This window comes from Pseudomonas sp. FW305-28 (assembly GCF_017351395.1).
In the GTDB taxonomy this organism is placed as follows: Bacteria; Pseudomonadota; Gammaproteobacteria; order Pseudomonadales; family Pseudomonadaceae; genus Aquipseudomonas; species Aquipseudomonas fluorescens_AA.
This window is the reverse complement of the sequence record NZ_JACNDD010000038.1, coordinates 1-21,689: the sequence shown is the minus strand read 5'-3', so window position 1 is coordinate 21,689 and position 21,689 is coordinate 1. Positions and strand designations below refer to the sequence as shown.

21 protein-coding genes are annotated in these 21,689 nt (G+C 61.5%); 14 read left to right on the top strand and 7 right to left on the bottom strand.

The window, feature by feature from the left end; all coding sequences use genetic code 11:
- Positions 1 to 177 precede the first annotated feature (177 nt).
- The 4 genes from sucC to J4E53_RS11385 all read left to right on the top strand — a co-directional run bounded on the left by sucC (position 178) and on the right by J4E53_RS11385 (position 4,945).
- Complete coding sequence (gene sucC / locus J4E53_RS11400; RefSeq protein WP_003179235.1) at positions 178 to 1,344, top strand: ADP-forming succinate--CoA ligase subunit beta; 1,167 nt, start codon at positions 178 to 180, stop codon at positions 1,342 to 1,344.
- Positions 1,344 to 2,228: a succinate--CoA ligase subunit alpha gene (sucD, locus tag J4E53_RS11395; RefSeq protein WP_014339581.1), complete on the top strand. Its 885-nt coding sequence runs from the start codon at positions 1,344 to 1,346 to the stop codon at positions 2,226 to 2,228. Before sucC ends, sucD begins: the two co-directional genes overlap by 1 nt.
- 392 nt (positions 2,229 to 2,620) lie before the next feature.
- The gene (gene brnQ, locus J4E53_RS11390) at positions 2,621 to 3,934 is read left to right on the top strand and encodes a branched-chain amino acid transport system II carrier protein (RefSeq protein WP_060741161.1); all 1,314 of its coding nucleotides are present in this window, start codon (positions 2,621 to 2,623) and stop codon (positions 3,932 to 3,934) included.
- A gap of 273 nt (positions 3,935 to 4,207) precedes the next feature.
- Positions 4,208 to 4,945: a DUF599 domain-containing protein gene (locus tag J4E53_RS11385; RefSeq protein ID WP_060741162.1), complete on the top strand. Its 738-nt coding sequence runs from the start codon at positions 4,208 to 4,210 to the stop codon at positions 4,943 to 4,945.
- Positions 4,946 to 5,015: 70 nt separating this feature from the next.
- Here the strand turns inward: J4E53_RS11385 and J4E53_RS11380 are convergent, their stop codons facing one another.
- Entirely contained in the window at positions 5,016 to 5,267 is a 252-nt protein-coding gene (locus J4E53_RS11380; RefSeq protein ID WP_060741163.1) for a hypothetical protein, read from the bottom strand.
- 158 nt (positions 5,268 to 5,425) lie between these two features.
- On the opposite strand from J4E53_RS11380, the gene J4E53_RS11375 reads away from it, so the two are divergent.
- From J4E53_RS11375 to J4E53_RS11360, 4 genes are all read left to right on the top strand, one after another.
- Positions 5,426 to 5,902, top strand: a complete 477-nt coding sequence (locus J4E53_RS11375; protein WP_060741164.1) for a PaaI family thioesterase — start codon at positions 5,426 to 5,428, stop codon at positions 5,900 to 5,902.
- Positions 5,899 to 6,360 carry a PaaI family thioesterase gene (locus J4E53_RS11370; protein ID WP_103308768.1) on the top strand — a complete coding sequence of 154 codons (462 nt, stop codon included), beginning with the start codon at positions 5,899 to 5,901 and terminating at the stop codon, positions 6,358 to 6,360. Before J4E53_RS11375 ends, J4E53_RS11370 begins: the two co-directional genes overlap by 4 nt.
- 87 nt (positions 6,361 to 6,447) lie before the next feature.
- Positions 6,448 to 8,352, top strand: a complete 1,905-nt coding sequence (htpG, locus tag J4E53_RS11365; RefSeq protein WP_060743152.1) for a molecular chaperone HtpG — start codon at positions 6,448 to 6,450, stop codon at positions 8,350 to 8,352.
- Between the two features lie 146 nt (positions 8,353 to 8,498).
- Positions 8,499 to 9,227, top strand: coding sequence for a dienelactone hydrolase family protein (locus J4E53_RS11360; RefSeq protein WP_103308769.1), 729 nt, complete (start codon positions 8,499 to 8,501; stop codon positions 9,225 to 9,227).
- Between the two features lie 130 nt (positions 9,228 to 9,357).
- Here the strand turns inward: J4E53_RS11360 and J4E53_RS11355 are convergent, their stop codons facing one another.
- Positions 9,358 to 10,218, bottom strand: coding sequence for a pirin family protein (locus tag J4E53_RS11355; RefSeq protein WP_103308770.1), 861 nt, complete (start codon positions 10,216 to 10,218; stop codon positions 9,358 to 9,360).
- Between the two features lie 126 nt (positions 10,219 to 10,344).
- On the opposite strand from J4E53_RS11355, the gene J4E53_RS11350 reads away from it, so the two are divergent.
- Positions 10,345 to 11,361 carry an amidohydrolase family protein gene (locus J4E53_RS11350; RefSeq protein WP_103308771.1) on the top strand — a complete coding sequence of 339 codons (1,017 nt, stop codon included), beginning with the start codon at positions 10,345 to 10,347 and terminating at the stop codon, positions 11,359 to 11,361.
- Positions 11,362 to 11,497: 136 nt separating this feature from the next.
- Positions 11,498 to 11,962 carry a DUF3859 domain-containing protein gene (locus J4E53_RS11345; RefSeq protein ID WP_018610122.1) on the top strand — a complete coding sequence of 155 codons (465 nt, stop codon included), beginning with the start codon at positions 11,498 to 11,500 and terminating at the stop codon, positions 11,960 to 11,962.
- Positions 11,963 to 12,142: 180 nt separating this feature from the next.
- On the opposite strand, the gene fabB is transcribed toward J4E53_RS11345, so the two are convergent.
- The 5 genes from fabB to J4E53_RS11320 all read right to left on the bottom strand — a co-directional run bounded on the left by fabB (position 12,143) and on the right by J4E53_RS11320 (position 19,093).
- Positions 12,143 to 13,363, bottom strand: coding sequence for a beta-ketoacyl-ACP synthase I (gene fabB / locus J4E53_RS11340; protein WP_060741170.1), 1,221 nt, complete (start codon positions 13,361 to 13,363; stop codon positions 12,143 to 12,145).
- A gap of 11 nt (positions 13,364 to 13,374) precedes the next feature.
- A complete protein-coding gene (gene fabA / locus J4E53_RS11335) occupies positions 13,375 to 13,890 on the bottom strand; it encodes a 3-hydroxyacyl-[acyl-carrier-protein] dehydratase FabA (protein ID WP_003204400.1) in 516 nt (171 codons plus the stop codon).
- 248 nt (positions 13,891 to 14,138) lie between these two features.
- Entirely contained in the window at positions 14,139 to 16,040 is a 1,902-nt protein-coding gene (locus J4E53_RS11330) for an ATP-binding protein (protein ID WP_060741171.1), read from the bottom strand.
- Entirely contained in the window at positions 16,037 to 16,969 is a 933-nt protein-coding gene (locus J4E53_RS11325; RefSeq protein WP_103308772.1) for an ABC transporter substrate-binding protein, read from the bottom strand. The genes J4E53_RS11330 and J4E53_RS11325 overlap by 4 nt, the downstream gene beginning before the upstream one ends.
- Positions 16,970 to 19,093, bottom strand: a complete 2,124-nt coding sequence (locus J4E53_RS11320; protein WP_060741173.1) for a TonB-dependent siderophore receptor — start codon at positions 19,091 to 19,093, stop codon at positions 16,970 to 16,972.
- 199 nt (positions 19,094 to 19,292) lie between these two features.
- Here J4E53_RS11320 and J4E53_RS11315 point away from each other — a divergent pair, with 199 nt between their 5' ends.
- From J4E53_RS11315 to J4E53_RS11300, 4 genes are read left to right on the top strand one after another with little or no spacing between them, the layout of a single operon-like run.
- Positions 19,293 to 20,318: an NAD(P)H-dependent glycerol-3-phosphate dehydrogenase gene (locus J4E53_RS11315; RefSeq protein ID WP_060741174.1), complete on the top strand. Its 1,026-nt coding sequence runs from the start codon at positions 19,293 to 19,295 to the stop codon at positions 20,316 to 20,318.
- A gap of 30 nt (positions 20,319 to 20,348) precedes the next feature.
- A complete protein-coding gene (locus tag J4E53_RS11310) occupies positions 20,349 to 20,696 on the top strand; it encodes a DUF4389 domain-containing protein (protein WP_103308773.1) in 348 nt (115 codons plus the stop codon).
- Positions 20,693 to 21,145, top strand: a complete 453-nt coding sequence (gene sixA, locus J4E53_RS11305) for a phosphohistidine phosphatase SixA (RefSeq protein WP_060741176.1) — start codon at positions 20,693 to 20,695, stop codon at positions 21,143 to 21,145. The genes J4E53_RS11310 and sixA overlap by 4 nt, the downstream gene beginning before the upstream one ends.
- A gap of 52 nt (positions 21,146 to 21,197) precedes the next feature.
- Positions 21,198 to 21,641: a hotdog fold thioesterase gene (locus J4E53_RS11300; protein WP_060741177.1), complete on the top strand. Its 444-nt coding sequence runs from the start codon at positions 21,198 to 21,200 to the stop codon at positions 21,639 to 21,641.
- Positions 21,642 to 21,689 lie beyond the last annotated feature (48 nt).

Genomic DNA, 21,689 nt, shown 5'->3' with positions numbered 1-21,689 from the left:
GCGGTATGGCCCGTCGTGAGCCTTGCGAGCAAGACTCACCGCGGAATATCCGCTGGACGCAGCCTTGCGTAGCGGCACCGGTTCACCGGAACGCTACGCAAGCAGCAGTCACAGGTGGTGCGGCACCAGAACGGTGCAGCACCGAATGCGCAGTACCTAACGAAGACGGTAATAAGCATGAATCTTCACGAGTATCAGGGTAAGCAGCTGTTCGCTGAGTACGGCCTGCCAGTATCCACCGGCTACGCGGTAGACACCCCGGAAGCGGCAGCAGAAGCTTGCGACAAAATCGGCGGCAGCGAATGGGTTGTCAAAGCCCAGGTTCACGCCGGTGGTCGCGGTAAAGCGGGCGGCGTCAAGCTGGTTCGCAGCAAAGAAGACGCCAAAGCCTTCGCACAGCAGTGGCTGGGCAAGCGTCTGGTGACTTACCAGACTGACGCCAACGGTCAGCCAGTCACCAAGATCCTGGTTGAATCGTGCACTGATATCGCTAAAGAGCTGTACCTGGGCGCTGTCGTTGACCGTTCGAGCCGCCGTATCGTGTTCATGGCTTCCACCGAAGGTGGCGTGGACATCGAGAAAATCGCTCACGATACCCCTGAGAAAATCCTCAAGGCCACCATCGATCCACTGGTTGGCGCTCAGCCATTCCAGGGTCGCGAGCTGGCATTCCAGCTGGGTCTGGAAGGCAAGCAGGTCACTCAATTCGCCAAGATCTTCGTAGGTCTGGCCAAGCTGTTCCAGGACCACGACCTGGCACTGCTGGAAGTGAACCCGCTGGTGATCAAGGCCGACGGCGACCTGCACTGCCTCGATGCCAAGATCAACATCGACGCCAACGCCATGTACCGTCAGCCTAAGCTGAAGACTTTCCACGATCCGTCGCAAGACGATCCGCGCGAAGCGCACGCTGCCAAGTTCGAACTGAACTACGTAGCCCTGGAAGGCAACATCGGCTGCATGGTCAACGGTGCCGGCCTGGCCATGGGTACCATGGACATCGTCAACCTGCACGGCGGCAAGCCAGCCAACTTCCTCGACGTGGGCGGCGGTGCTACCAAGGAACGCGTTACCGAAGCGTTCAAGATCATCCTGTCCGACACCAACGTCGCCGCAGTACTGGTCAACATCTTCGGCGGCATCGTTCGCTGCGACATGATTGCCGAAGGCATCATCGGCGCCGTGAAAGAAGTCGGCGTGAAAATCCCGGTTGTTGTTCGCCTCGAAGGCAACAACGCTGAGCTGGGCGCTAAAGTACTGGCAGAAAGCGGTTTGAACATCATCGCTGCTACCAGCCTGACCGACGCTGCTCAACAAGTCGTTAAAGCTGCGGAGGGCAAATAATGAGCGTCCTGATCAATAAAGACACCAAGGTTATCTGCCAGGGCATTACCGGTTCGCAAGGTAGTTTCCACACCCAGCAAGCCCTGGAATATGGCACCAAGATGGTTGGCGGCGTAACACCAGGCAAAGGCGGCACCGAGCACCTGGGCCTGCCCGTGTTCAACACCGTGAAAGACGCTGTAGCTGCCACTGGCGCCACCGCCAGCGTGATCTACGTTCCGGCTCCTTTCTGCAAGGACTCCATCCTTGAAGCAGCGTTCGGCGGCATCAAGCTGATCGTCTGCATCACCGAAGGCATCCCGACCATCGACATGCTGGAAGCCAAGGTCAAGTGCGACGAGCTGGGTATCACCCTGATCGGCCCTAACTGCCCAGGCGTGATCACCCCAGGCGAATGCAAGATCGGCATCATGCCAGGTCACATTCACTTGCCAGGCAAGGTCGGTATCGTTTCCCGTTCCGGCACCCTGACCTACGAAGCTGTGAAGCAGACCACTGACGCCGGTTTCGGTCAGTCGACTTGCGTCGGCATCGGCGGTGACCCGATCCCGGGTTCGAACTTCATCGACATCCTGAAGCTGTTCCAGGAAGACCCGAAGACCGAAGCGATCGTCATGATCGGTGAGATCGGCGGTTCGGCTGAAGAAGAAGCCGCTGCCTACATCAAGGCCAACGTGACCAAGCCGGTTGTGTCCTACATCGCGGGTGTGACTGCTCCTCCGGGCAAGCGCATGGGCCATGCTGGCGCAATCATCTCTGGCGGCAAAGGCACTGCAGACGAGAAATTCGCTGCACTGCAAGACGCAGGCGTGAAAACCGTGCGTTCGCTGGCAGACATCGGCAAGGCCCTGGCCGAGCTGACTGGCTGGGAAATGAAGAAGTAAGCTTCGGCTGACCTTTTCGTTCCAGCAACAAAGGCCACCTTCGGGTGGCCTTTGTCGTTTCTGGGTCTATGGGGAGGGCCTTATCGCGAGCAAGCTCGCTCCCACAGTCGAGCGCATTTCATTGTGGGAGCGAGCTTGCTCGCGATGACGGAATGACAATCGCCAACCATTTACATGCAAAAACGCGACACGGGGACGTCGTGCATCGGATAGTTCGCCCCTTTACAGTGCGTTTTATCGCCAAATTCGTTAGGCTAGCAGCCATTTTTGCGACCGCTGCCCACAAGGAAGCGCCGCGCTAAACGGGTCGGTCCCATACGGATCGGCAGCATTTCCCTCACCCATAAGGGAAATCCCTCTCTAAATTCCGATTCAGTAGTGTGGTTTCCTTAATGAAAGTGTTGAAAGGCCAGGACATCCTGGCGCTTGGTTTCATGACATTTGCCCTGTTCGTCGGGGCCGGCAACATCATCTTCCCGCCTATCGTCGGTTTGCAGTCCGGGCCTCATGTCTGGATGGCGGCGCTGGGCTTTTTGATCACGGCGGTCGGGCTGCCGGTCATCACGGTCGTGGCACTGGCCAAGGTGGGCGGGGCGATGGACGCCTTGAGCAGCCCCATCGGCAAGGTCGCCGGCGGGTTGCTGGCGGCGGTGTGCTACCTGGCCGTTGGCCCGTTGTTCGCCACGCCGCGTACCGCGACCGTTTCGTTCGAAGTCGGTCTGGCGCCATTGACGGGCGAAAGCCCGCTGGCACTGTTCCTGTACAGCGCCGCGTATTTCCTGCTGGTGTTCTTCATCTCGCTCTACCCGGGCCGCCTGCTGGACACCGTCGGGCGTTTCCTCGCGCCCCTGAAAATCATCGCCCTGGCCGTGCTCGGCATCGCCGCGTTTGCCTTGCCGGCCGGCGATATCGGCGTGGCGACCCCCGAATACGTGGCGGCGCCGTTTTCCCAGGGCTTCATCAATGGCTACCTGACCATGGATACCCTGGGCGCATTGGTGTTCGGGATCGTCATCGTCAACGCAATCCGTTCCCGGGGCGTCGAGTCGCCGGCCTTGATCACCCGCTACGCGATCATCGCCGGGCTGATTGCCGGGGTGGGCCTGGCGCTGGTCTACGTCAGCCTGTTCCGCCTCGGTTCGGGCAGCCATGAAGTGGCCATGGGCGCGACCAACGGCGCGGCGGTGCTGCATGCCTATGTGCAACATACCTTCGGCAGCCTGGGCAGCGGTTTCCTGGCGGTGCTGATCTCCCTGGCGTGCCTGGTGACCGCGGTCGGCCTGACCTGCGCCTGTGCCGAGTACTTCAGCCGCGTTTTGCCGCTGTCCTACAAGACCCTGGTGGTGATCCTGGCGGCCTTTTCGCTGCTGGTGTCCAACCTGGGCCTGACCAAGCTGATCGCGTTCTCGATTCCGGTCCTCACCGCGATCTACCCGCCGTGCATCGCCCTGGTGGCCTTGAGCTTCTGCAAGGACTTCTGGCACGAGCAAGGGCGCATCGTTGGCCCGGTGATGCTGGTGTCGTTCCTGTTTGGCCTGATCGATGCGCTCAAGGGCGCCGGGCTGGCGGACTGGATGCCGACGCAACTGGCCCACTTGCCGCTGAGCGAACAAGGCCTGGCCTGGCTGGTGCCTTCGGTGATGACCCTGGTGGTCGCGGTGGTGTGTGATCGCCTGCTGGGCAAGCGCAGCGAAGCACTGGCTTAAACAGCTTCAGGCAGATTCATCGGCTACAACCGAAATGCCCCGTATCAATCGATACGGGGCATTTTTTTTGAGTGCCGTGTCTTTTTTCGTGGACTAACGTCGAAGCAGTGTCTCGAAAGGCTTGCACACAACCTTGTGGGAGCGAGCTTGCTCGCGATAGCGCCAGATCAGCCAGTATCGATGTGTCTGATGGATCGCAATCGCGAGCAAGCTCGCTCCCACAGGGTTCACCGCGACTATTGCTCCAGATTTTGTTTCGTCACAGGAAATCGAATGTCATTCATCCAAGCCAACCTGATCCATCTGCTTGCCGCCGCCTGGTTCATCATCTGCTGGGCGGGCTACACCCGTTACGCGACCTGGAAGGCCCGCGATACGGCCTGCCTGGCCAGTGTCATGCACCTGTACCGCGAAGACTGGATGCGCCGCATGCTGCTGCGCGAGAACCGCATCGCCGATGCCAGCGTGATCGGCAACCTGGAGCGCAACGCCTCATTCTTCGCCTCCAGCACGCTGATCATCCTGGCTGGCATCCTGACGGTGCTCGGGGCATCGGATCGGGCGGTGTCGTTGCTGGCGGACATCCCCATGGTGCAACAGGCTTCCCAGGGCATGGCGGAGGTCAAGTTGCTGTGCCTGGCACTGGTGTTCGTGTATGCGTTCTTCACCTTCAGTTGGTGCATGCGCCAGTACAACTTCGCGGCGGTACTGATTGGCTCGGCGCCGATGATCGGCGAGCGGCATGTGTCGGAGCAGGAGCGCAAGGCCTTTGCGCTAAGGGCGGCGCGAGTCATTTCCATGGCGGCCAACCAATTCAACTTCGGCCTGCGTTCCTATTATTTCGGCATGACCATGTTGGCGTGGTTCGTCAGCCCCTGGTTATTCATGTTGATGAGTGCCGGCGTGGTGTTCGTGCTGTATCAGCGCGAGTTTCACTCCGATGTGCTGGACGTGATGGTCTATACCCCCACGGAAGCACCAGTGCCCGAGGTTGGCAAGGAAGCGGCCTGACAGGCGCCGCCAAATCACAGGCAAAAGAAAACCCGCACCAGGCGGGTTTTCTTTTACAGCTAAAACCGTATCAGTTGGTCTTAGGCGCGGTGGCAGGTGCTTGTTCCTGCTGGGCGGCGCTGTTCGATTCAGACTGAGCTTTGGCGGCTTCGGCGTTTTCTTTAGCCGCGTCGTTCACTTTATCCTGTGCTTTGTTCATGTCTTGCTGAGCTTGCTCAGCGTGTTGTGCGGCATCTTGAGCTTTGTCCTCGGATTTTTTATCGCAGGCAGCGAGACCGAGGGAGGCGGCCAACATCAAGGCAATAGCAAAAGTCTTACGCATGGGGTGTTTCTCCTTATGGAAATAACTACTGGCCTTTTGAGCAACCCCCCTCGGGTTAAGTTCCTCTTTTGCTACAGATATATAACTTTGCACGGTCGCGGAACTTTAGCGAGCTCGCCTGTTGCCAGGCCTCTAAATAAACAAGGGCATTGATGGACATGGCTGAAGACCCCATTTTTGAGCGTGCCACCCGCTTTTTATCCGCCCTGCGGCATTGCCAGGTGTTGGGCTTGAAGTTGCACAGCGCCAGTCGTGATGGGCTGACGCTCATCCTGCCGTTCAGCCCGAAAATCGTCGGCAATCCCCTGACGGGCATCATCCATGGTGGCGCGTTGACCTCATTGATGGACAGTGCGTGCGGCATGTCGACCTTGTGTGTGCTGCCGCAATTCGAAGTCTGTCCTACCCTCGACCTGCGCATCGACTACATGCACGCCGCCGAGCCCCACAAAGACGTCTACGGCTTCGCTCAATGCTATCGGGTGACCCCGGACGTGATCTTCACCCGGGGTTTCGCCTATCAGGACGACCCCGAGCAACCCATCGCCCATGTGGTGGGCACGTTCATGCGCCTGGGCCAGCATGCCAGGGGCATGGGGAAGGCCAGTCCATTGACTGCCGTGGGCCAGCCATGACCGAGACCACCCAGGAACAACTGCGCCATGCCTGTGAGCAGGGCGACTACGCGCTGCTGCTCGCCTCGATCCCCTATGCCCAACTCATCGGCGTCGAATGCACGCGCCAGGGCGACGACTTGGTGTTTCGCCTGCCGGCCAACAAGGACAACATTGGTAACCCTTTATTGCCGGCCATCCACGGCGGGGTCATCGCCGGTTTCATGGAGTTGTCGGCCGCCGTTCATCTGTTGATCGCCACCGGCACGCCGGGGGTACCAAAGATCATCGACTTTTCCCTGGATTACCTGCGCACCGGGCAGTTTCGCGACACCTATGCCAAATGCCAGGTCTGGCGCCAGGGCCGGCGGGTCGCCAATGTCGCGATCACCGCCTGGCAAGATGTCGAGGCTGAGCCCATCGCCACCGCCCGGGCGCATTTCAAGATCCAGGAGCCTTCAAAAACGGAACGCCCTTGAAATCATCAGCGTTGCCCCCACCTTGAGGACATCCCGCCGCCAATCTCAGCGAGGCGGACACCACCATCCACTTGGAGTTTGATGACCATGAGCGTGGAAACTCAAAAGGAAACCCTGGGCTTCCAGACCGAGGTGAAGCAACTGCTGCACCTGATGATTCACTCGCTGTATTCGAATAAGGAAATTTTCCTTCGCGAGCTGATTTCGAACGCCTCTGACGCTGTCGACAAATTACGTTTCGAAGCCCTTTCCAAGCCTGAACTGCTGGAAGGCGGCGCCGAGCTGAAAATCCGTGTGAGCTTCGACAAGGACGCGAAAACCGTCACCCTCGAAGACAACGGCATCGGCATGAGCCGCGAAGAGGTGATCACGCACCTGGGCACCATCGCCAAGTCTGGCACGGCCGACTTCATGAAGAACCTGTCCGGCGACCAGAAGAAAGATTCCCACCTGATCGGTCAGTTCGGCGTCGGTTTCTATTCCGCGTTCATCGTGGCCGACCAGGTCGAAGTGTTCAGCCGCCGTGCCGGCCTCGCTGCGAGCGAAGGCGTGCACTGGTCTTCCAAGGGCGAGGGCGAATTCGAAGTCGCTACCGTCGACAAGGCTGATCGCGGCACCCGCATCGTGCTGCACCTCAAATCCGGTGAAGACGAGTTCGCCGATGGCTGGCGCCTGCGCAACATCATCAAGAAGTACTCCGACCATATCGCGCTGCCCATCGAGCTGCCGAAGGAAGTCACCGCTGCCGAAGGCGAAGAAAAGCCTGAAGTGGAATGGGAAACCGTCAACCGCGCCAGTGCCCTGTGGACCCGTCCGCGCACCGAAGTGAAAGACGAGGAATACCAGGAGTTCTACAAGCATATCGCCCACGACTACGAGAACCCGCTGAGCTGGAGCCATAACAAGGTCGAAGGCAAGCTGGAATACAACTCGCTGCTGTACGTGCCGGCCCGTGCACCGTTCGACCTGTACCAGCGTGAAGCGCCACGTGGCCTGAAGCTGTATGTGCAGCGTGTGTTCGTGATGGACCAGGCCGAGTCGTTCCTGCCGCTGTACCTGCGTTTCATCAAGGGCGTGGTGGATTCCAACGATTTGTCGCTGAACGTTTCGCGGGAAATCCTGCAGAAAGATCCGATCATCGACTCCATGAAGTCGGCACTGACCAAGCGCGTGCTGGACATGCTGGAAAAACTGGCGAAGAACGAGCCCGAGCAGTACAAGAGCTTCTGGAAAAACTTCGGCCAGGTCATGAAAGAAGGCCCGGCCGAGGACTTCGCCAACAAAGAGAAAATCGCCGGCCTGCTGCGCTTTGCGTCGACCCAGGGTGACGATGGCGAGCAGATCGTTGGCCTGGCCGATTACCTGGCCCGCGCCAAGGAAGGCCAGGACAAGATCTACTACCTGACCGGTGAAACGTATGCACAGGTCAAGAACAGCCCGCACCTGGAAGTCTTCCGCAAGAAAGGCATCGAAGTGCTGCTGCTGACCGACCGTATCGACGAGTGGCTGATGAGCTATCTCAACGAGTTTGACGGCAAGAGCTTCGTCGATGTGGCCCGTGGCGACCTGGACCTCGGCAACCTGGATTCGGAAGAAGACAAGAAAGCCGCCGAAGAAGTCGCCAAGAGCAAGGAAGGCCTGGTCGAGCGGATCAAGACGGCCCTGGGCGATGCTGTCAGCGAAGTGCGTGTCTCGCACCGCCTGACCGATTCTCCGGCGATCCTGGCCATCGGTGAGCAGGACCTGGGCCTGCAGATGCGCCAGATCCTCGAAGCCAGCGGCCAGAAAGTCCCGGACTCCAAGCCGATCTTCGAATTCAACCCGGCCCACCCGCTGGTGGAAAAACTCGACAACGAGCAGAGCGAAGAGCGTTTCGGCGATCTGTCGCACATCCTGTTCGACCAGGCGGCCCTGGCGGCCGGTGACAGCCTGAAGGATCCGGCGGCGTATGTGCGTCGCCTGAACAAGCTGTTGGTCGAACTGTCAGCTTAATCTGACGCAGGAAAGTCCCTTGTGGGAGCGAGCTTGCTCGCGATTTCGGTCCAACATTCAACAGATACGTTGACTGGTCTACCGTTATCGCGAGCAAGCTCGCTCCCACAAGCGCTTCTTGAATGTTTCATCAGGAGGAGTCTGTCATGAGTCAGGTTACGGTTCGTTCGCTGGTCTATCAGATCGATGGTCAAAGTTATGAAGGTCGCCTGGCCTTCGACGTCAACCAGCAGGGTCCGCGCCCGGGTTTGCTGATGGCGCCGAACTGGATGGGTGTAGGGGCAGGTGCCGAGGATATCGCCAAGTCGGTGGCGGCCAACGGTTATGTGGTGTTGATCGCCGACTTGTACGGGCAGACGGTGCGCCCGAGCAATGCCGATGAAGCGGGGGCGGCGATGATGCCCCTCAAGAACGACCGGGCCTTGTTGCGCAAGCGTATGCAGGCCGCGTTCGAACAACTGCAGAGCCAGGGGGATGCACAGGTCGACACGGCGAGACTGGCCACGTTCGGCTTCTGCTTCGGGGGTTGCTGCGCCCTGGAGCTGGCTCGCAGTGGCGCACCGTTGAAGGCGGCGATCTCCTTCCACGGCACCCTGGATACACCGAACCCGGCCGATGCGCAGAACATCAAGGGTGCGGTGTTGGTGCTGCATGGCGCCTCCGATCCGCTGGTGCCGAAAGAGCAGCTACCGGCTTTCGAAGATGAAATGAACGCGGCTGGGGTGGATTGGCAATTGCTGAGCTACGGCGGTGCGGTGCACTCGTTCACCGACCCGCAGGCCAATATGCCGGGCAAGATGATGTACAACGCCAAGGTCGCCGGACGCGCGTTCCGGTCGATGCATAACTTGCTGGATGAAGTGTTCAAGGGCTGAGATTGGGTTGACTCAGAACCCTGTGGGAGCCGAGCTTGCTCGCGATAGCGGTGTATCAATCAGCATTAATGCCGACTGACACTCCGCTATCGCGAGCAAGCTCGGCTCCCACAGGTTAATGGCATCCGATCTAGGGCAACTCGATCCGCTCGCTTTCCCCTGGCACGGTCGGCCAGTCTCCGGCTGCCCAGCGCCGGCGGGCTTCGTCGATCCGGGCCGGTTCGCTGGCGACGAAATTCCAGTTCATCCGTCGCGGTCCATCCAGCGGTGCGCCGCCGAACAGCACGGCATGGCAGTCGCTCTCTGCAAACAGCGTCATTTCTTCCCCGTTTGGCAGTATCACCAACGAGTGGGGGGCCACCGGCTCGCCATCCAGCAACGCCTCGCCGCTCAACACATACAGGGCCCGCTCTTCATGCTCGGTGGGAATCAGCAATGTCGTCGCGGTCTGCAGGTGCAGTTCGGCATACAGCGTGGGCGAGAGCACCGGCACCGGCGATTCCAGGCAAAAGCCTGACCCGGCGATCATGCGGATGCTGACCCCCAGGTTCTCACTGACCGGCAGGCTCTGTGCCGGATGATGGCTGTAGTGCCCCGGGCCTTGTTCGTAGGCTTTGGGCGAGGCCAGCCAGACTTGCAACCCGTGCATGACGAAAGGGCTGCCCAGCAGTGACTCGGGAGTGCGTTCGACGTGGGCAATGGCGCTGCCGGCGGTCATCCAGCTGACATCCCCGGCGTCCACCACCTGGTCGGAACCCAGGCTGTCCTTGTGCTGGAGCTTGCCTTCGAACAGGTAGGTGAGGGTGGACAGGCCGATATGCGGGTGCTGGCGGATGTTCATGCCTTTGCCGGCCGGGTAGGTGGTTTGCAGCATGTGATCGAAAAACACGAAAGGCCCGACGCTGCGACATTTGGCGGACGGCAGCGGGCGAAGAATCGGCTGGCCTTCGACGTCTTCGGCGCGGGGGCGAACGGTCAGGGGAGTGGTCATGTTGTCTTCCAGGTTGAACAACGGTTGCGCGAAGCATAACCCGCCGCCGGCAGACGCGGCAGATGCGCCTTGAACCCCAGCGGGACGGCGAGGGTCTATGTTGCTCATGGCTTCTGGAGACTGCCCGTGCCTTTGACCCGTTTGATCTTTGCCTGGCTGCTGGTTGTTTCGAGTGGCGGCGCCGCGGCCCGCGAATATGCCTACAGCGATGCGCACCTGCATTACGTCGATTTCTTTCAGGAAACCGCCGGCATGCCCAAGCTGCTCCAGGCGATGGCGGACAATCGCATCGAGCATGTGATGATTTCCGGTGTTCCGGTGGCCAAGAAATGGCATGAAGACGAGCCCAAGCGCCCGCGTTACTACGCCGGTGACGATGCAGACGCCTATTGGTACAGCGCCACCGATGTGATCGTTGCGGCGGCAGTGAGCAAGCTGACCGAGGAGCAACGTCGGCACTTCCATCCTTTCCTGTCGGGCTTCAATCCCAACGACAAGAACTCCGCCGCCCACATCCAGCGCATGCTCGATCTCTACCCGGGGTTGTGGCAAGGCATCGGCGAAGTCTTCACTCGCCATGACGACCTGACGGCGCTGACCTCGGGCGATACCCCGCGGGCCAACAACGAAGCCATGACCCGGATCTATCACCTGGCGGCCGAGAATGACCTGCCGGTGATGCTGCATTCCAATATCACGTCCAAGCGTGAAAGAAATCCCCTGTACCTGGCGGAGATCGAGGAGCCGTTGCGCAACCACCCGCATACGCGTTTCATCTGGGCCCATGCCGGCACCAGCATGGAAATCCATCGCCACCAGACCCAACTGGATTTTCTGTTGCCGACCCTGACCCGCATGCTTGAGGCCTATCCCAATCTGTACATCGACCTGTCCTGGAGCCTGCTCACGCCGTACTTGCTGGACGAGGCGGGCAAGCCCCGGGACGAGTGGGTAAAGCTGGTGGAGCGCTTTCCTGAGCGCTTCATGGTGGGATCGGATGTGGTCGGGCGCTTCAACAAGTTGGGCAAGGCGTTGCACGGCTTCGATCCGTTCCTCGATGCCTTGCCGGAAGAGGTGGCCAGGAAGGTCGCGCGGGATAATTTCCTGGCGGTGTTGTGTGGGAGCAAGGCTTGCCCGCGATGAAGACGACGCCGGTTTCCGGGGAAACGAGGTGCCTGCATCGCGAGCAAGCTTTGCTCTCACAGACCAAGATCGCTATGTCATCAGCCTGTCACTGCGGCGTCATACCCTCGCGCTCATCTCAATCAAGGAGCGCACTATGCACCTCACCCGTTCAAGCGCACTGGTCGCGCTGTTGTTGACCTGCGGCCTGGCACAGGCCGAAGTCCGTGTCGAAGGCCCGGTGGAATACGGCGTCTTCGAAGGGCCGCAAGCCGAGCTGCAATCGGGGGAGCGGGTCCTGCGGCGCAGCAACGAGCAGATCCGCCAGACCGAGAGCGTCCCGGCGAAGCTGGGCACCAAGTTCGGCATGCGTTATCAGTTGGCGGGCAAGGTCGCAGACGACCAGCCGTTGACCCTGTTGTACTTCACTCCCGGTATCCGCACCCCCGATGGTGTGCGCCACGACAAGTTCGAAGTCATCCAGAAACTGGTGCCCGGCGCGCCTCAGGACGTCATGGCCTATGAGTTCACCGAAAGCCACGAAGTGGTACCGGGGGAGTGGCGGTTCATGGTGTTCCAGGGCGATCGGTTGCTGACGCAGCAGCGGTTTGTGGTGCGCTGAGTTCTAGCCACCACAGACCTGATGTGGGAGCGAGCTTGCTCGCGATTGCGGTAGGCCAGTCAACTTATCTGGTGCATGACACACTGCAATCGCGAGCAAGCTCGCTCCCACAGGGGAATAGGCGCAAAAAAACGCCCCGAACCAGTCGGGGCGTTTTTGTGTGTGGCGTAGCGGCGGGGCTTACTTGCCCTGCCAGCGCTTCATCACCAGGGTGGCGTTGGTGCCACCGAAGCCGAAGCTGTTGCTCATCACGGTATTGATGGTGGCGTTTTCGCGAGTCTTGGTCAGGATGGGCAGGTCGGCCACTTCCGGGTCCAGTTCGTCGATGTTGGCCGAACCGGCCATGAAGTTGCCTTCCATCATCAGCATGCAGTAGATCGCTTCGTGAACGCCGGCGGCGCCCAGGGAGTGACCCGACAGGCTCTTGGTGGAGCTGATGGCCGGAGCCTTGTCGCCGAACACTTCACGTACGCCTTTCATTTCCATCACGTCGCCCACTGGGGTCGAGGTGCCGTGGGTGTTCAGGTAGTCGATAGGTGCATCAACGGTGGACATGGCCATCTGCATGCAACGCACGGCACCTTCACCGCTTGGCGCGACCATGTCGTAGCCGTCGGAAGTCGCGCCGTAGCCGACGATTTCCGCGTAGATCTTCGCGCCACGGGCCAAGGCGTGTTCCAGCTCCTCGACCACGACCATGCCGCCACCGCCAGCGATGACGAAGCCGTCACGGTCGGCGTCGTAGGCACGGGAAGCTTTTTCCGGCGTGTCGTTGCGCTTGCTGGACAAGGCGCCCATGGCGTCGAACAGGAACGACTGGCTCCAATGTTCTTCTTCACCGCCACCGGCGAACACGATGTCCTGCTTGCCCATCTGGATCTGTTCCATGGCGGTACCGATGCAATGGGCACTGGTGGCGCAGGCAGAAGCGATGGAGTAGTTCAGGCCCTTGATCTTGAACGGCGTGGCCAGGCAGGCGGAAACGGTGCTGCTCATGGTCCGCGTGACGCGGTAGGGGCCAACGCGCTTGACGCCTTTTTCGCGCAGGATGTCCAGCGCTTCCATCTGGTTCAAGGTGGAGGCGCCGCCGGAGCCGGCAATCAGGCCGGTGCGCGGGTTGGAAACCTGCTCTTCGGTCAGGCCGGAGTCAGCGACGGCGTCCTTCATGGCCAGGTAGGCGTAGGCCGCCGCATGGCCGACGAAACGGTAGATCTTGCGATCGATCAGTTCTTCGAGATTGAGGTCAATGGAGCCGGAAACCTGGCTACGCAGACCCATTTCAGCATATTCCGGGTTGAACCGGATGCCAGGGCGACTTGCACGCAGGTTAGCGGAGACGGTCTCTTTGTCATTGCCCAGGCACGAAACGATGCCCAGACCAGTGATAACGACGCGGCGCATGCGGATAACCCTTAGAAGTTGTCAGTGGAGGTGAAAACGCCGACCCGGAGGCCTTCGGCGGTGTAGATCTCGCGACCATCCACGGCAACCGAACCATCGGCAATGGCCATGTTCAGCTTGCCCTTGAGGACGCGTTTGATATGAATGTTATAGGTGATTTTCTTGGCGGTCGGCAGGACCTGACCAAAGAACTTCACTTCGCCCGAACCCAGGGCGCGACCGCGGCCCGGCAGGCCTTGCCAGCCGAGGAAGAAACCGACCAGTTGCCACATGGCGTCCAGGCCCAGGCAGCCCGGCATCACCGGGTCACCTTCGAAGTGGCAGGCGAAGAACCACAGGTCCGGAGTGATATCCAGCTCGGCGACCAATTCACCTTTGCCGTACTTGCCACCCTCTTCGCTGATATGGGTGATGCGATCCACCATCAGCATGTTCGGGGCGGGCAGTTGCGCGTTACCTGGGCCGAACAGCTCACCGCGACTGCAGCGCAGCAGGTCTTCCCGGGTAAAGGCGTTTTGTTTGGTCATGCGAGCTCCTCAATAGTCCCATGCGGCAGGGTGGGGCAAATCTTCCCGGCCGATCGAAGCGTTCATGCCTCGAATCGACAGCCTACTCATAGACTATTGCGTTGTAGTGAAAGTCACAGCACACGGGAAATGAATGTACACCTGTGCACTGAAATTTTTATTCAAGCCCCAATCGAGGCTTGTTCGGGTGCCTAAGACTGCCGCACTTTCGCCTTTCACGCCAGTCACAGATGGTCCGGTGAGCGGTTCTAGTTCACCCAGCGCTGCAGAATCTGCTGCAGGTCGTTCCTTTTGAACGGCTTGGCCAGGTAATCGTTCATGCCCGCCGCGAGGCAGGCTTCGCGATCGCCCTGCAAGGCGTTGGCCGTCAGGGCGATGATCGGCACCTCGTCGCAGCCCGGCAACTGACGGATCTGCCGGGTGGCTTCGTAGCCATCGATGATGGGCAAGCGGCAATCCATGAGGATCGCTTCGAAAATCAGGCTTTCGGCGCTGCGTACAGCCTGGGCGCCATCGGTGGCGACGCTGACGGTGAAGCCCAGGCTGCGCAGCATGGCTTCGATCACCGTCTGGTTGACCGGATTGTCTTCCACCAGCAACACGTTGCGGCCTTCGCCATCGCCGCTGCCGGTGGGCAGGCGCGGTGCCAGGGTCGGTGGCGTCTGGCGCGACAGGGCCAGCGGGATCTCGAGGGTGAACACCGAGCCCTGGCCTTCTTCGCTCTGGGCCCGCAGCGTCCCGCCCATGCGTTCGGCCAGGGTGCGTGCGATCGGCAGGCCCAGGCCAGTGCCGCCGTAGCGCCGGGAAATCGAATTGTCGGCCTGTTGGAAGGCGTCGAACATGCGTTCCAGGCTCTCGGCGGGAATACCAATGCCACTGTCGCGCACCGTGCAGGTGAACCACAGCAGTTCGTGGTCCAGGGCCTGCCACTGGCATTGCACGGTAACACGGCCTTGCTCGGTGAATTTCAGCGCGTTGCCGATCAGGTTCACCAGGATCTGCCGTATCCGCGTCGGATCGCCCTGCACCTGCAAGGCCCGCATGTCGTCCGGGACCAGCAGGTCCAGGCCCAGCTTGCGCTGCGCGGCGCTGTGCTGGAACGACTGCGCGCAACTGCCCACCAGTTCGGCCAGGTTGAACGGGATGTGCTCCAGTTCCAAGGCCGAGCGTTCGATGCGCGAGAAGTCGAGGATGTCGTTGATCACCTTCAGCAGGTGCTCGGTGGATTCTGACGCCAGCGCCGTGTACTCGTGCTGTTCGTCGGTCATGCGGGTGGTTTCCAACAGCTGCAGCATGCCCAGTACGCCGTTCATGGGCGTGCGCAGTTCATGGCTCATCATCGCCAGGAACTCGGACTTGGCGCTGTTGGCTTTTTCCGCTTCCTCGCGGGTCTTGATCAACTGCGCCATGGCCTGGTGCTGTTCGCGGCTGGCTTGTTCCAGGCCGTCGGCCAGGTTGTTGATGTGCCGCGACAAGGCCCCCAGTTCGGCATCATCGACGACGGGCAGCGGGGCGCTGTAGTCGCCTTGCTGGATGGCCTTGACCGCGTTGCCGATGTCGCGGATCGGCCGGGACAGGTTGGTCGCCAGCCGGCGCGCCACCAGGAAGGTGAACAGCAGGGCGAACAGCGCCAGGATCGCGGCCTTGAACAGGATCTCCTGCTGCCGCTGGCTGAAGGCGTCACTGGACATGCCGACGATCACGCGGCCCAGGTAATCTTCGCCGGGCGCCTCGACGGCGGTGCTGTTGCCTTGCAGGAAATCATTGTTCAGGGCAATGCGCTGCAGGCGCACCGGGGCCTGGAAGACTTCGATCTGTTGGGCACGGCTGTGGACTTGCTCGGGTTGTTCGACATACACCAGGACCTTGTCGGTGTTGTCCTGGACCTCCAGGAAGCGTACGTGAGGGGTCGCCAGGGTCGCGGTGAGCAGGCTCTCCAGCACTTCGTTGTTGCCGGAAATCACCCCGTACTCCGTGGCGGGGGCCAGTTGGTTGGCGATCAGTTGCCCGGTGTGATTGAGCTCCTGGCGCAAGTCCTGGATCCGCACGAAGGTAAAGAAGCTGATCAGCAGCACGGTCAGCAGCAACGCCGGACCGAGGGCGATGAGCTGGGTGCGGGTATTGATGTCCCAACGACGACGCAAGGTCATGGGCGGTGTTCTCCTTCGGCCAACGTTGCCGCGACGGATTCGGCGTCAATCGGTTCGATCCCCAGCGAGCGGGAGACCTGCCGGTTGCCCAGGACTTTGAAGCGGTCCGGATACAGCGTGCGCGGCCAGGTCGTGGCGGGGCGGTCGAGCAGGTCGTCGAGAATCGCCAGCCAGTCTTGCTGGTCGCTGTAGGTGCTGGCCAGGCTGCCGGCCTTGACGAAGGCCGCGCTGGGCCCGATCAGCGCACGTTGCCGGGCATAGCTGCTGAGCAACAGGTTCTTCACGGTCTTGGGGTTGTACAAGTCGGGGTCATCGAGGCCCAGCAGTACATCGCTCTGGCCCAACAGGTTTTGCAGGGGACGGCTGTCGCTGGTGTCGTCCCAGCGTTCGCTGACGATCACCAGGCCCAGCGGTGCCGCGGCCTGGCGGATGTCCTTGAGCAGGAATTCACTGTGGGCGTTGTACAGCACGCCGACCTGGCGCACTTGCGGCAGGATGGTGCGGATCAGCCGCAATTGCCGGGCCATCGGTGGATCGCTCCACAACAGGCTCAGATGCGCGGGCGTGGCCTCGCCCAGGCGATCGCGGGCTTGCTGGCGGCTGATGCGCAGGACCAGGGTAGCCGGGCCCCGGGCGTCTTGCAGGCGCCACTCCAGGCTGGGCAGGTCAAGCAGAACCAGGCGGACATTATCCGGCAACTTGTCCGGCGCCGGCAGGTTGGCCAGCGGCGTAAACCGCACGCTGTCTTCGGGGCGCAGGGCTTTCAGGGCCTGGGTGAAAGACTGCACGCCGGGGCTGTCCTCGGCGCCGGTCAACAGGATTTCGGCGGCCCGGGCCTGGAGGGTTGTCAGCCAGCCGGCAAACACCAGGCACAGGGCCAGCGTCAGGCGGCCATGAAATGGCCTCTTGCGGCGGGCGTTCCCGGACATCTAGAACGACAACTCCGCACTGAAGTACACGACATGGCGAGCGTCGTAGCGGTTGTCGACGAAGGTCATGGGCTGGTTGTCCAGGCGCTGTTGCAGGACGCCCGCCAGTTCCAGGCTGGCCTTGCCCAGGGGAATGCGCCGGGCGATACGGGTGTCCACCCGTTCGAAGCGATAGCCATTGAGATCGTCGGCGGCGTAATAGAACAGCGCGCTGTTCCAGCCTTGGCCCCAGTCCCTTAGCCAGCCGGCCGAGCCGCTGTTGCGGGCGGTCAGTTGTTCGTCGAGAGGGTTGCTGGCCTGGGCGTCGACATAGGCATAGGTCAGGCGCAGGCGGTCGGCGCTGGTCATGCGCCAGTCGAACTGGGTCTCGACCCCGGAGAACTGTGATTCGTTGGAGTTGCTGGCAATGTACTGATTGTTGCGCAGCGGCTCGCTGATCATGCCGGTGATTTCGTCATGGAACAGTTTCACATCGACCGCCAGGCCCAGGTCCACGAAGTAACCGTTGTAGCCCAGTTCCCGGGAGCGCATGTGCTCCTGTTCCAGGTTGCCCGGGCCGCGGGTCTGGACGAAGTAACGGGCACTGTTCTGGCCGAAGGCGGCGGGTTGCAGGTTGGTGACCTGATAGCTCCAGTTGACGTTGTTCTCGAACATGTCCGGCGAGCGCACGGCTTCGGAGTACACCGCCCGCAGGCCATGGCGCGGAGTGATCAGGTAATTGACGGCGATCCGCGGAGTCAGCGAGCTGCCGGTCAGGCGGGTGTCTTCGAACATCGCGCCGCCCTGCAACAGCCAATGCTCGGTGGCCCGCCATTCGAGCTGGCCGAACAGGCGCCAGGTGGTGTCGTCCAGGGTGCCGTTGAAGTACGTCTCCGAGTCGGCCCGGTCGTAGCGATAGTTGGCCCCGGTGACCAGTCGCAGGCTGTCGGACAGGCTCAGGGTGTCCTGGATCTCCAGGTCGTAGCGCGATTCCCGGGCGCTCTGGTCGATATCGCCGCACAGGGTTTGCGAGGCGCCGTTGCGCCACTGGTCGAGCACCTGATTGGCCAGCGCCTGTTCCTGTGGCGTGCCGGGTGGCGCGCCGGTGCTGGTGTAGCTGGGGATATTGCGCGCCAGCTTCTCGGCATAGTTGGGGTTGAGCTGCCACAGGTCGGTCAGTTGCGGGCTGAAGGACACCTCGGCGTCACAGGCGCGCCAGGTCTGCTGGCGATCCCAGTGCTGGATCGAGCCCTGTACATAAAGGCTGTGATCGGGGTCCAGGTCCAGGTTCCAGCGCAGTGAGCCGGCGTAGTCCTTGGCGATGACATCGGAGTTATCCCCAGCGGCGGTAATCCCGGCAAACACGGGATGGTAGGTATAGGGCCGCTGGTTGGTCCCATCCTTGGCATTCAATTGCCAGTCGATGCTCTGCCGTTCGTCCAGGGTCTGGCTGACGGACAGGTTGAAGCGGTTCAGGCGGCGGCTGTCGCGGTAGTCGGCACCGTTGCGGTCGCTGTCAAAGCCATCGTCTTCCTGGCCGGACAGCGACAGCCGCAGGTCGCCGCCGTCCCAGCCGCTGCCCTGGCTGGCGTACCAGTCACTGATGCCACGCTGGCCCCGGGTGATTTTCAGCCGGGTGCCGTGGCTGTCGGCCGGGGCGCGGGTGATGATGTTGACCACCGCCATCAGCGCGTTGGCGCCATAACTGACGGTGTTGGGGCCGCGGAAGACTTCGATCCGCTCGATGTCTTCCATGGCCACCGGAATATCGCTCCAGTCCACCGTGGCCAGGCCGGCGCGGTACACCGAGCGGCCGTCGATCAGCACTTGCATGCGCCGGGCTTCGCTGGCGTTGGTGCCATGGTAGTTCACGGCCGCCTGGTTGCCAGTGATGTTGCCGACCATCATGCCTGGCACCAGGCGCAGCAGTTCGCTGATGTCCCGGGCGCCGCTGGCCTTGATCAGCTCGCTGTCGAGCACGGTCATGCTGCCCGGCACCGCCGCTGGCGATTGCTTCAGGCGCGTGGCCGTCAGTACCTGGGGCAGGGGCTGGCTGTCCACGAACAAGTCGTCGGCCAGCACTGGCGGGCTGATGATCAGTGCCAATAGCAGGGACGAACCTGAGCGGGAAGGGCCAACGGACACGGTACAGCCTATGGGAATGGGTGGGTGAAGGGCATGTTAACTGAGCTGAACGACTTTTCCATTCACGTTGACAGCATTTTCCTAGGAATTAATGGTCAGCTTCCTACAGCTGGCGGTAATTGTTGCCGGGGCTGGTCGCCATCCGGCCGCTCCGTATAATGCCCCGCATTGCCACTTGGTATGGATGAACGGATTGCATATGACTGAACAGCGCCCGATTGCGGTCCTGGGGGGCGGGAGTTTCGGTACCGCCGTGGCTAACCTGCTGGCCGAGAATGGTCACCCGGTGCGCCAGTGGATGCGTGACCCGGAACAGGCCGAGGCCATCCGGGTCAACCGCGAGAACCCGCGTTACCTCAAGGGCATCAAGATCCGCCCGGAAGTGGTACCGGTGACTGACTTGCAGGCCACCCTGGAGGGCAGCGACCTGTTCTTCGTCGCCTTGCCGTCCAGTGCCTTGCGCTCGGTGCTGGCGCCGCATGCCGAGCGCTTGAGCGGCAAGTTGTTGGTGAGCCTGACCAAGGGCATCGAAGCCCAGACCTTCAAGCTGATGAGCGAGATTCTCGAAGAAATCGCCCCCAAGGCGCGGATCGGTGTGATTTCCGGGCCGAACCTGGCGCGGGAAATCGCCGAGCACGCCTTGACTGCCACCGTGGTCGCCAGCGAGGACGAAGCGCTGTGCCAACGGGTCCAGGCCGCACTCCATGGCCGCACCTTTCGGGTCTACGCCAGCGCCGACCGTTTTGGGGTGGAGCTGGGCGGCGCGCTGAAGAACGTCTATGCCATCATCGCCGGCATGGCGGTGGCGCTGGGCATGGGGGAGAACACCAAGAGCATGCTGATCACTCGCGCGCTGGCGGAAATGACCCGCTTCGCTGTCAGCCAGGGTGCCAATCCGATGACCTTCCTGGGATTGGCCGGGGTGGGCGACCTGATCGTTACCTGTTCCTCGCCCAAGAGCCGCAACTACCAGGTCGGTTTTGCCCTCGGCCAAGGCTTGAGCCTTGACGAGGCCGTGTCGCGCCTGGGTGAGGTGGCCGAAGGGGTCAACACCCTCAAGGTGCTCAAGGCCAAGTCCCAGGAGGCGGGGGTGTATATGCCGCTGGTCGCCGGGCTGCACGCGATTCTGTTCGAAGGGCGCACGCTTGAGCAGGTGATCGAGCTGTTGATGCGTGGCGAACCGAAGACCGACGTCGATTTCATTTCCACCAGCGGTTTCAACTGAACCGCTATTGACCGCAAGCAGGAGCGAGCCATGAACGATCCGCAAGGGCAACCCCAATACGAATCCATCCTGCTGCGTGTGCTGTGGATGGTGGTCTATCTGCTGGTCTGGCAGGTGGCGCAATTCATCCTCGGCGCCGTGGTGCTGGTGCAGTTGATTTATCGGCTGATTTACGGCGCGCCCAGCGCCAGCCTGATGAATTTCGGCGACAGCCTGAGCCAGTTCCTGGCGCAGATCGGCCGCTTCGGCACCTTCCACAGCGACCAGAAGCCTTGGCCGTTCGCCGACTGGCCGGCGCCACGTACGCCGGAAGGCGAAGCGTCACACGCCGTGGCACCGGCGCCGCATCCCGTCCGGGACGAGGAGCCGAAGCTATGAAACTGTGGGTATTGCGTCACGGTGAGGCAGAGCCCCATGGTGTCCGTCCCGATCCGGAGCGGGTCTTGACGGTGCACGGCCGCGAGGAGGTGTTGCTCAGCGCCGGCCGGTTGATGGGCGAGCCGTTGCGGGCCATCTACGCCAGCCCTTATGTGCGTGCCCAACAGACCGCGCAACTGGTGCGCGAAGCACTGGGGTTCGAACCTGAACTGATCACCGTCGATTGGCTCACGCCGGAGACCCGACCGACGGAGGTGCTAAGGCATCTGGAGGACCAGGACGATGTGCTGCTGGTCAGCCATAACCCATTGGTGGGCAGCCTGCTGGGCTTACTGCAGCACGGCCATCTGCAACAACCCGAGCAAGTGCAAACCGCTGGCCTGGCCGAGCTGGAAGGCGATCTGCCGCTGGCCGGGGCGATGCTGCTCAAGGGCATCAGGCACCCCTGAATAGAGCGGTTGCAGGACTGGGCAAGACAACAATCACACAGGAAGGGCAACGATGAGTCTGTGGCGCACCACCCCCGACATCGAGAAACTGAACGCCGCCGGTAAGAACACCATCAGCGAAGTGCTGGACATTCGGTTCGAGTCCTTCGACGACGAATCCCTGACCGCCAGCATGGTGGTCGATCAGCGTACCCATCAACCGTTCGGCCTGCTGCATGGCGGTGCTTCGGTGGTGCTGGCCGAAACGGTCGGCTCCATGGCCGCCTATCTCTGTGTGGACGCCAGCAAATTCTATTGCGTGGGCCTGGAGATCAACGCCAACCACCTGCGCGGCGTGCGCAGTGGGCGGGTGACGGCCACGGCCCGGGTGGTCCACCTGGGGCGCACCACCCAGGTCTGGGACATCCGCCTGGTCAATGACGAGGGCAAGGTCAACTGCGTGTCGCGCCTGACCATGGCGGTGGTACCGTTGGGTGAGCAGCCGCCGGCGCGTTGACGCTCTAGCTGGATGCAATCCTGTGGTTAGGGGATCCTCTGTGGGAGC

Excerpts from the sequence above, each read along its gene's own strand:
- J4E53_RS11370 (WP_103308768.1), top strand. The coding sequence starts at position 5,899 with ATGACCGAGACCACCCAGGAACAACTGCGCCATGCCTGTGAGCAGGGC.
- J4E53_RS11325 (WP_103308772.1), bottom strand. The coding sequence starts at position 16,969 with ATGTCCGGGAACGCCCGCCGCAAGAGGCCATTTCATGGCCGCCTGACG.
- sucC (WP_003179235.1), top strand. The coding sequence starts at position 178 with ATGAATCTTCACGAGTATCAGGGTAAGCAGCTGTTCGCTGAGTACGGC.
- J4E53_RS11360 (WP_103308769.1), top strand. The coding sequence starts at position 8,499 with ATGAGTCAGGTTACGGTTCGTTCGCTGGTCTATCAGATCGATGGTCAA.
- sixA (WP_060741176.1), top strand. The coding sequence starts at position 20,693 with ATGAAACTGTGGGTATTGCGTCACGGTGAGGCAGAGCCCCATGGTGTC.
- J4E53_RS11375 (WP_060741164.1), top strand. The coding sequence starts at position 5,426 with ATGGCTGAAGACCCCATTTTTGAGCGTGCCACCCGCTTTTTATCCGCC.
- J4E53_RS11315 (WP_060741174.1), top strand. The coding sequence starts at position 19,293 with ATGACTGAACAGCGCCCGATTGCGGTCCTGGGGGGCGGGAGTTTCGGT.
- brnQ (WP_060741161.1), top strand. The coding sequence starts at position 2,621 with ATGAAAGTGTTGAAAGGCCAGGACATCCTGGCGCTTGGTTTCATGACA.
- J4E53_RS11330 (WP_060741171.1), bottom strand. The coding sequence starts at position 16,040 with ATGACCTTGCGTCGTCGTTGGGACATCAATACCCGCACCCAGCTCATC.
- J4E53_RS11345 (WP_018610122.1), top strand. The coding sequence starts at position 11,498 with ATGCACCTCACCCGTTCAAGCGCACTGGTCGCGCTGTTGTTGACCTGC.
- J4E53_RS11300 (WP_060741177.1), top strand. The coding sequence starts at position 21,198 with ATGAGTCTGTGGCGCACCACCCCCGACATCGAGAAACTGAACGCCGCC.
- J4E53_RS11310 (WP_103308773.1), top strand. The coding sequence starts at position 20,349 with ATGAACGATCCGCAAGGGCAACCCCAATACGAATCCATCCTGCTGCGT.
- fabB (WP_060741170.1), bottom strand. The coding sequence starts at position 13,363 with ATGCGCCGCGTCGTTATCACTGGTCTGGGCATCGTTTCGTGCCTGGGC.
- J4E53_RS11355 (WP_103308770.1), bottom strand. The coding sequence starts at position 10,218 with ATGACCACTCCCCTGACCGTTCGCCCCCGCGCCGAAGACGTCGAAGGC.
- sucD (WP_014339581.1), top strand. The coding sequence starts at position 1,344 with ATGAGCGTCCTGATCAATAAAGACACCAAGGTTATCTGCCAGGGCATT.
- J4E53_RS11385 (WP_060741162.1), top strand. The coding sequence starts at position 4,208 with ATGTCATTCATCCAAGCCAACCTGATCCATCTGCTTGCCGCCGCCTGG.
- J4E53_RS11380 (WP_060741163.1), bottom strand. The coding sequence starts at position 5,267 with ATGCGTAAGACTTTTGCTATTGCCTTGATGTTGGCCGCCTCCCTCGGT.
- fabA (WP_003204400.1), bottom strand. The coding sequence starts at position 13,890 with ATGACCAAACAAAACGCCTTTACCCGGGAAGACCTGCTGCGCTGCAGT.
- htpG (WP_060743152.1), top strand. The coding sequence starts at position 6,448 with ATGAGCGTGGAAACTCAAAAGGAAACCCTGGGCTTCCAGACCGAGGTG.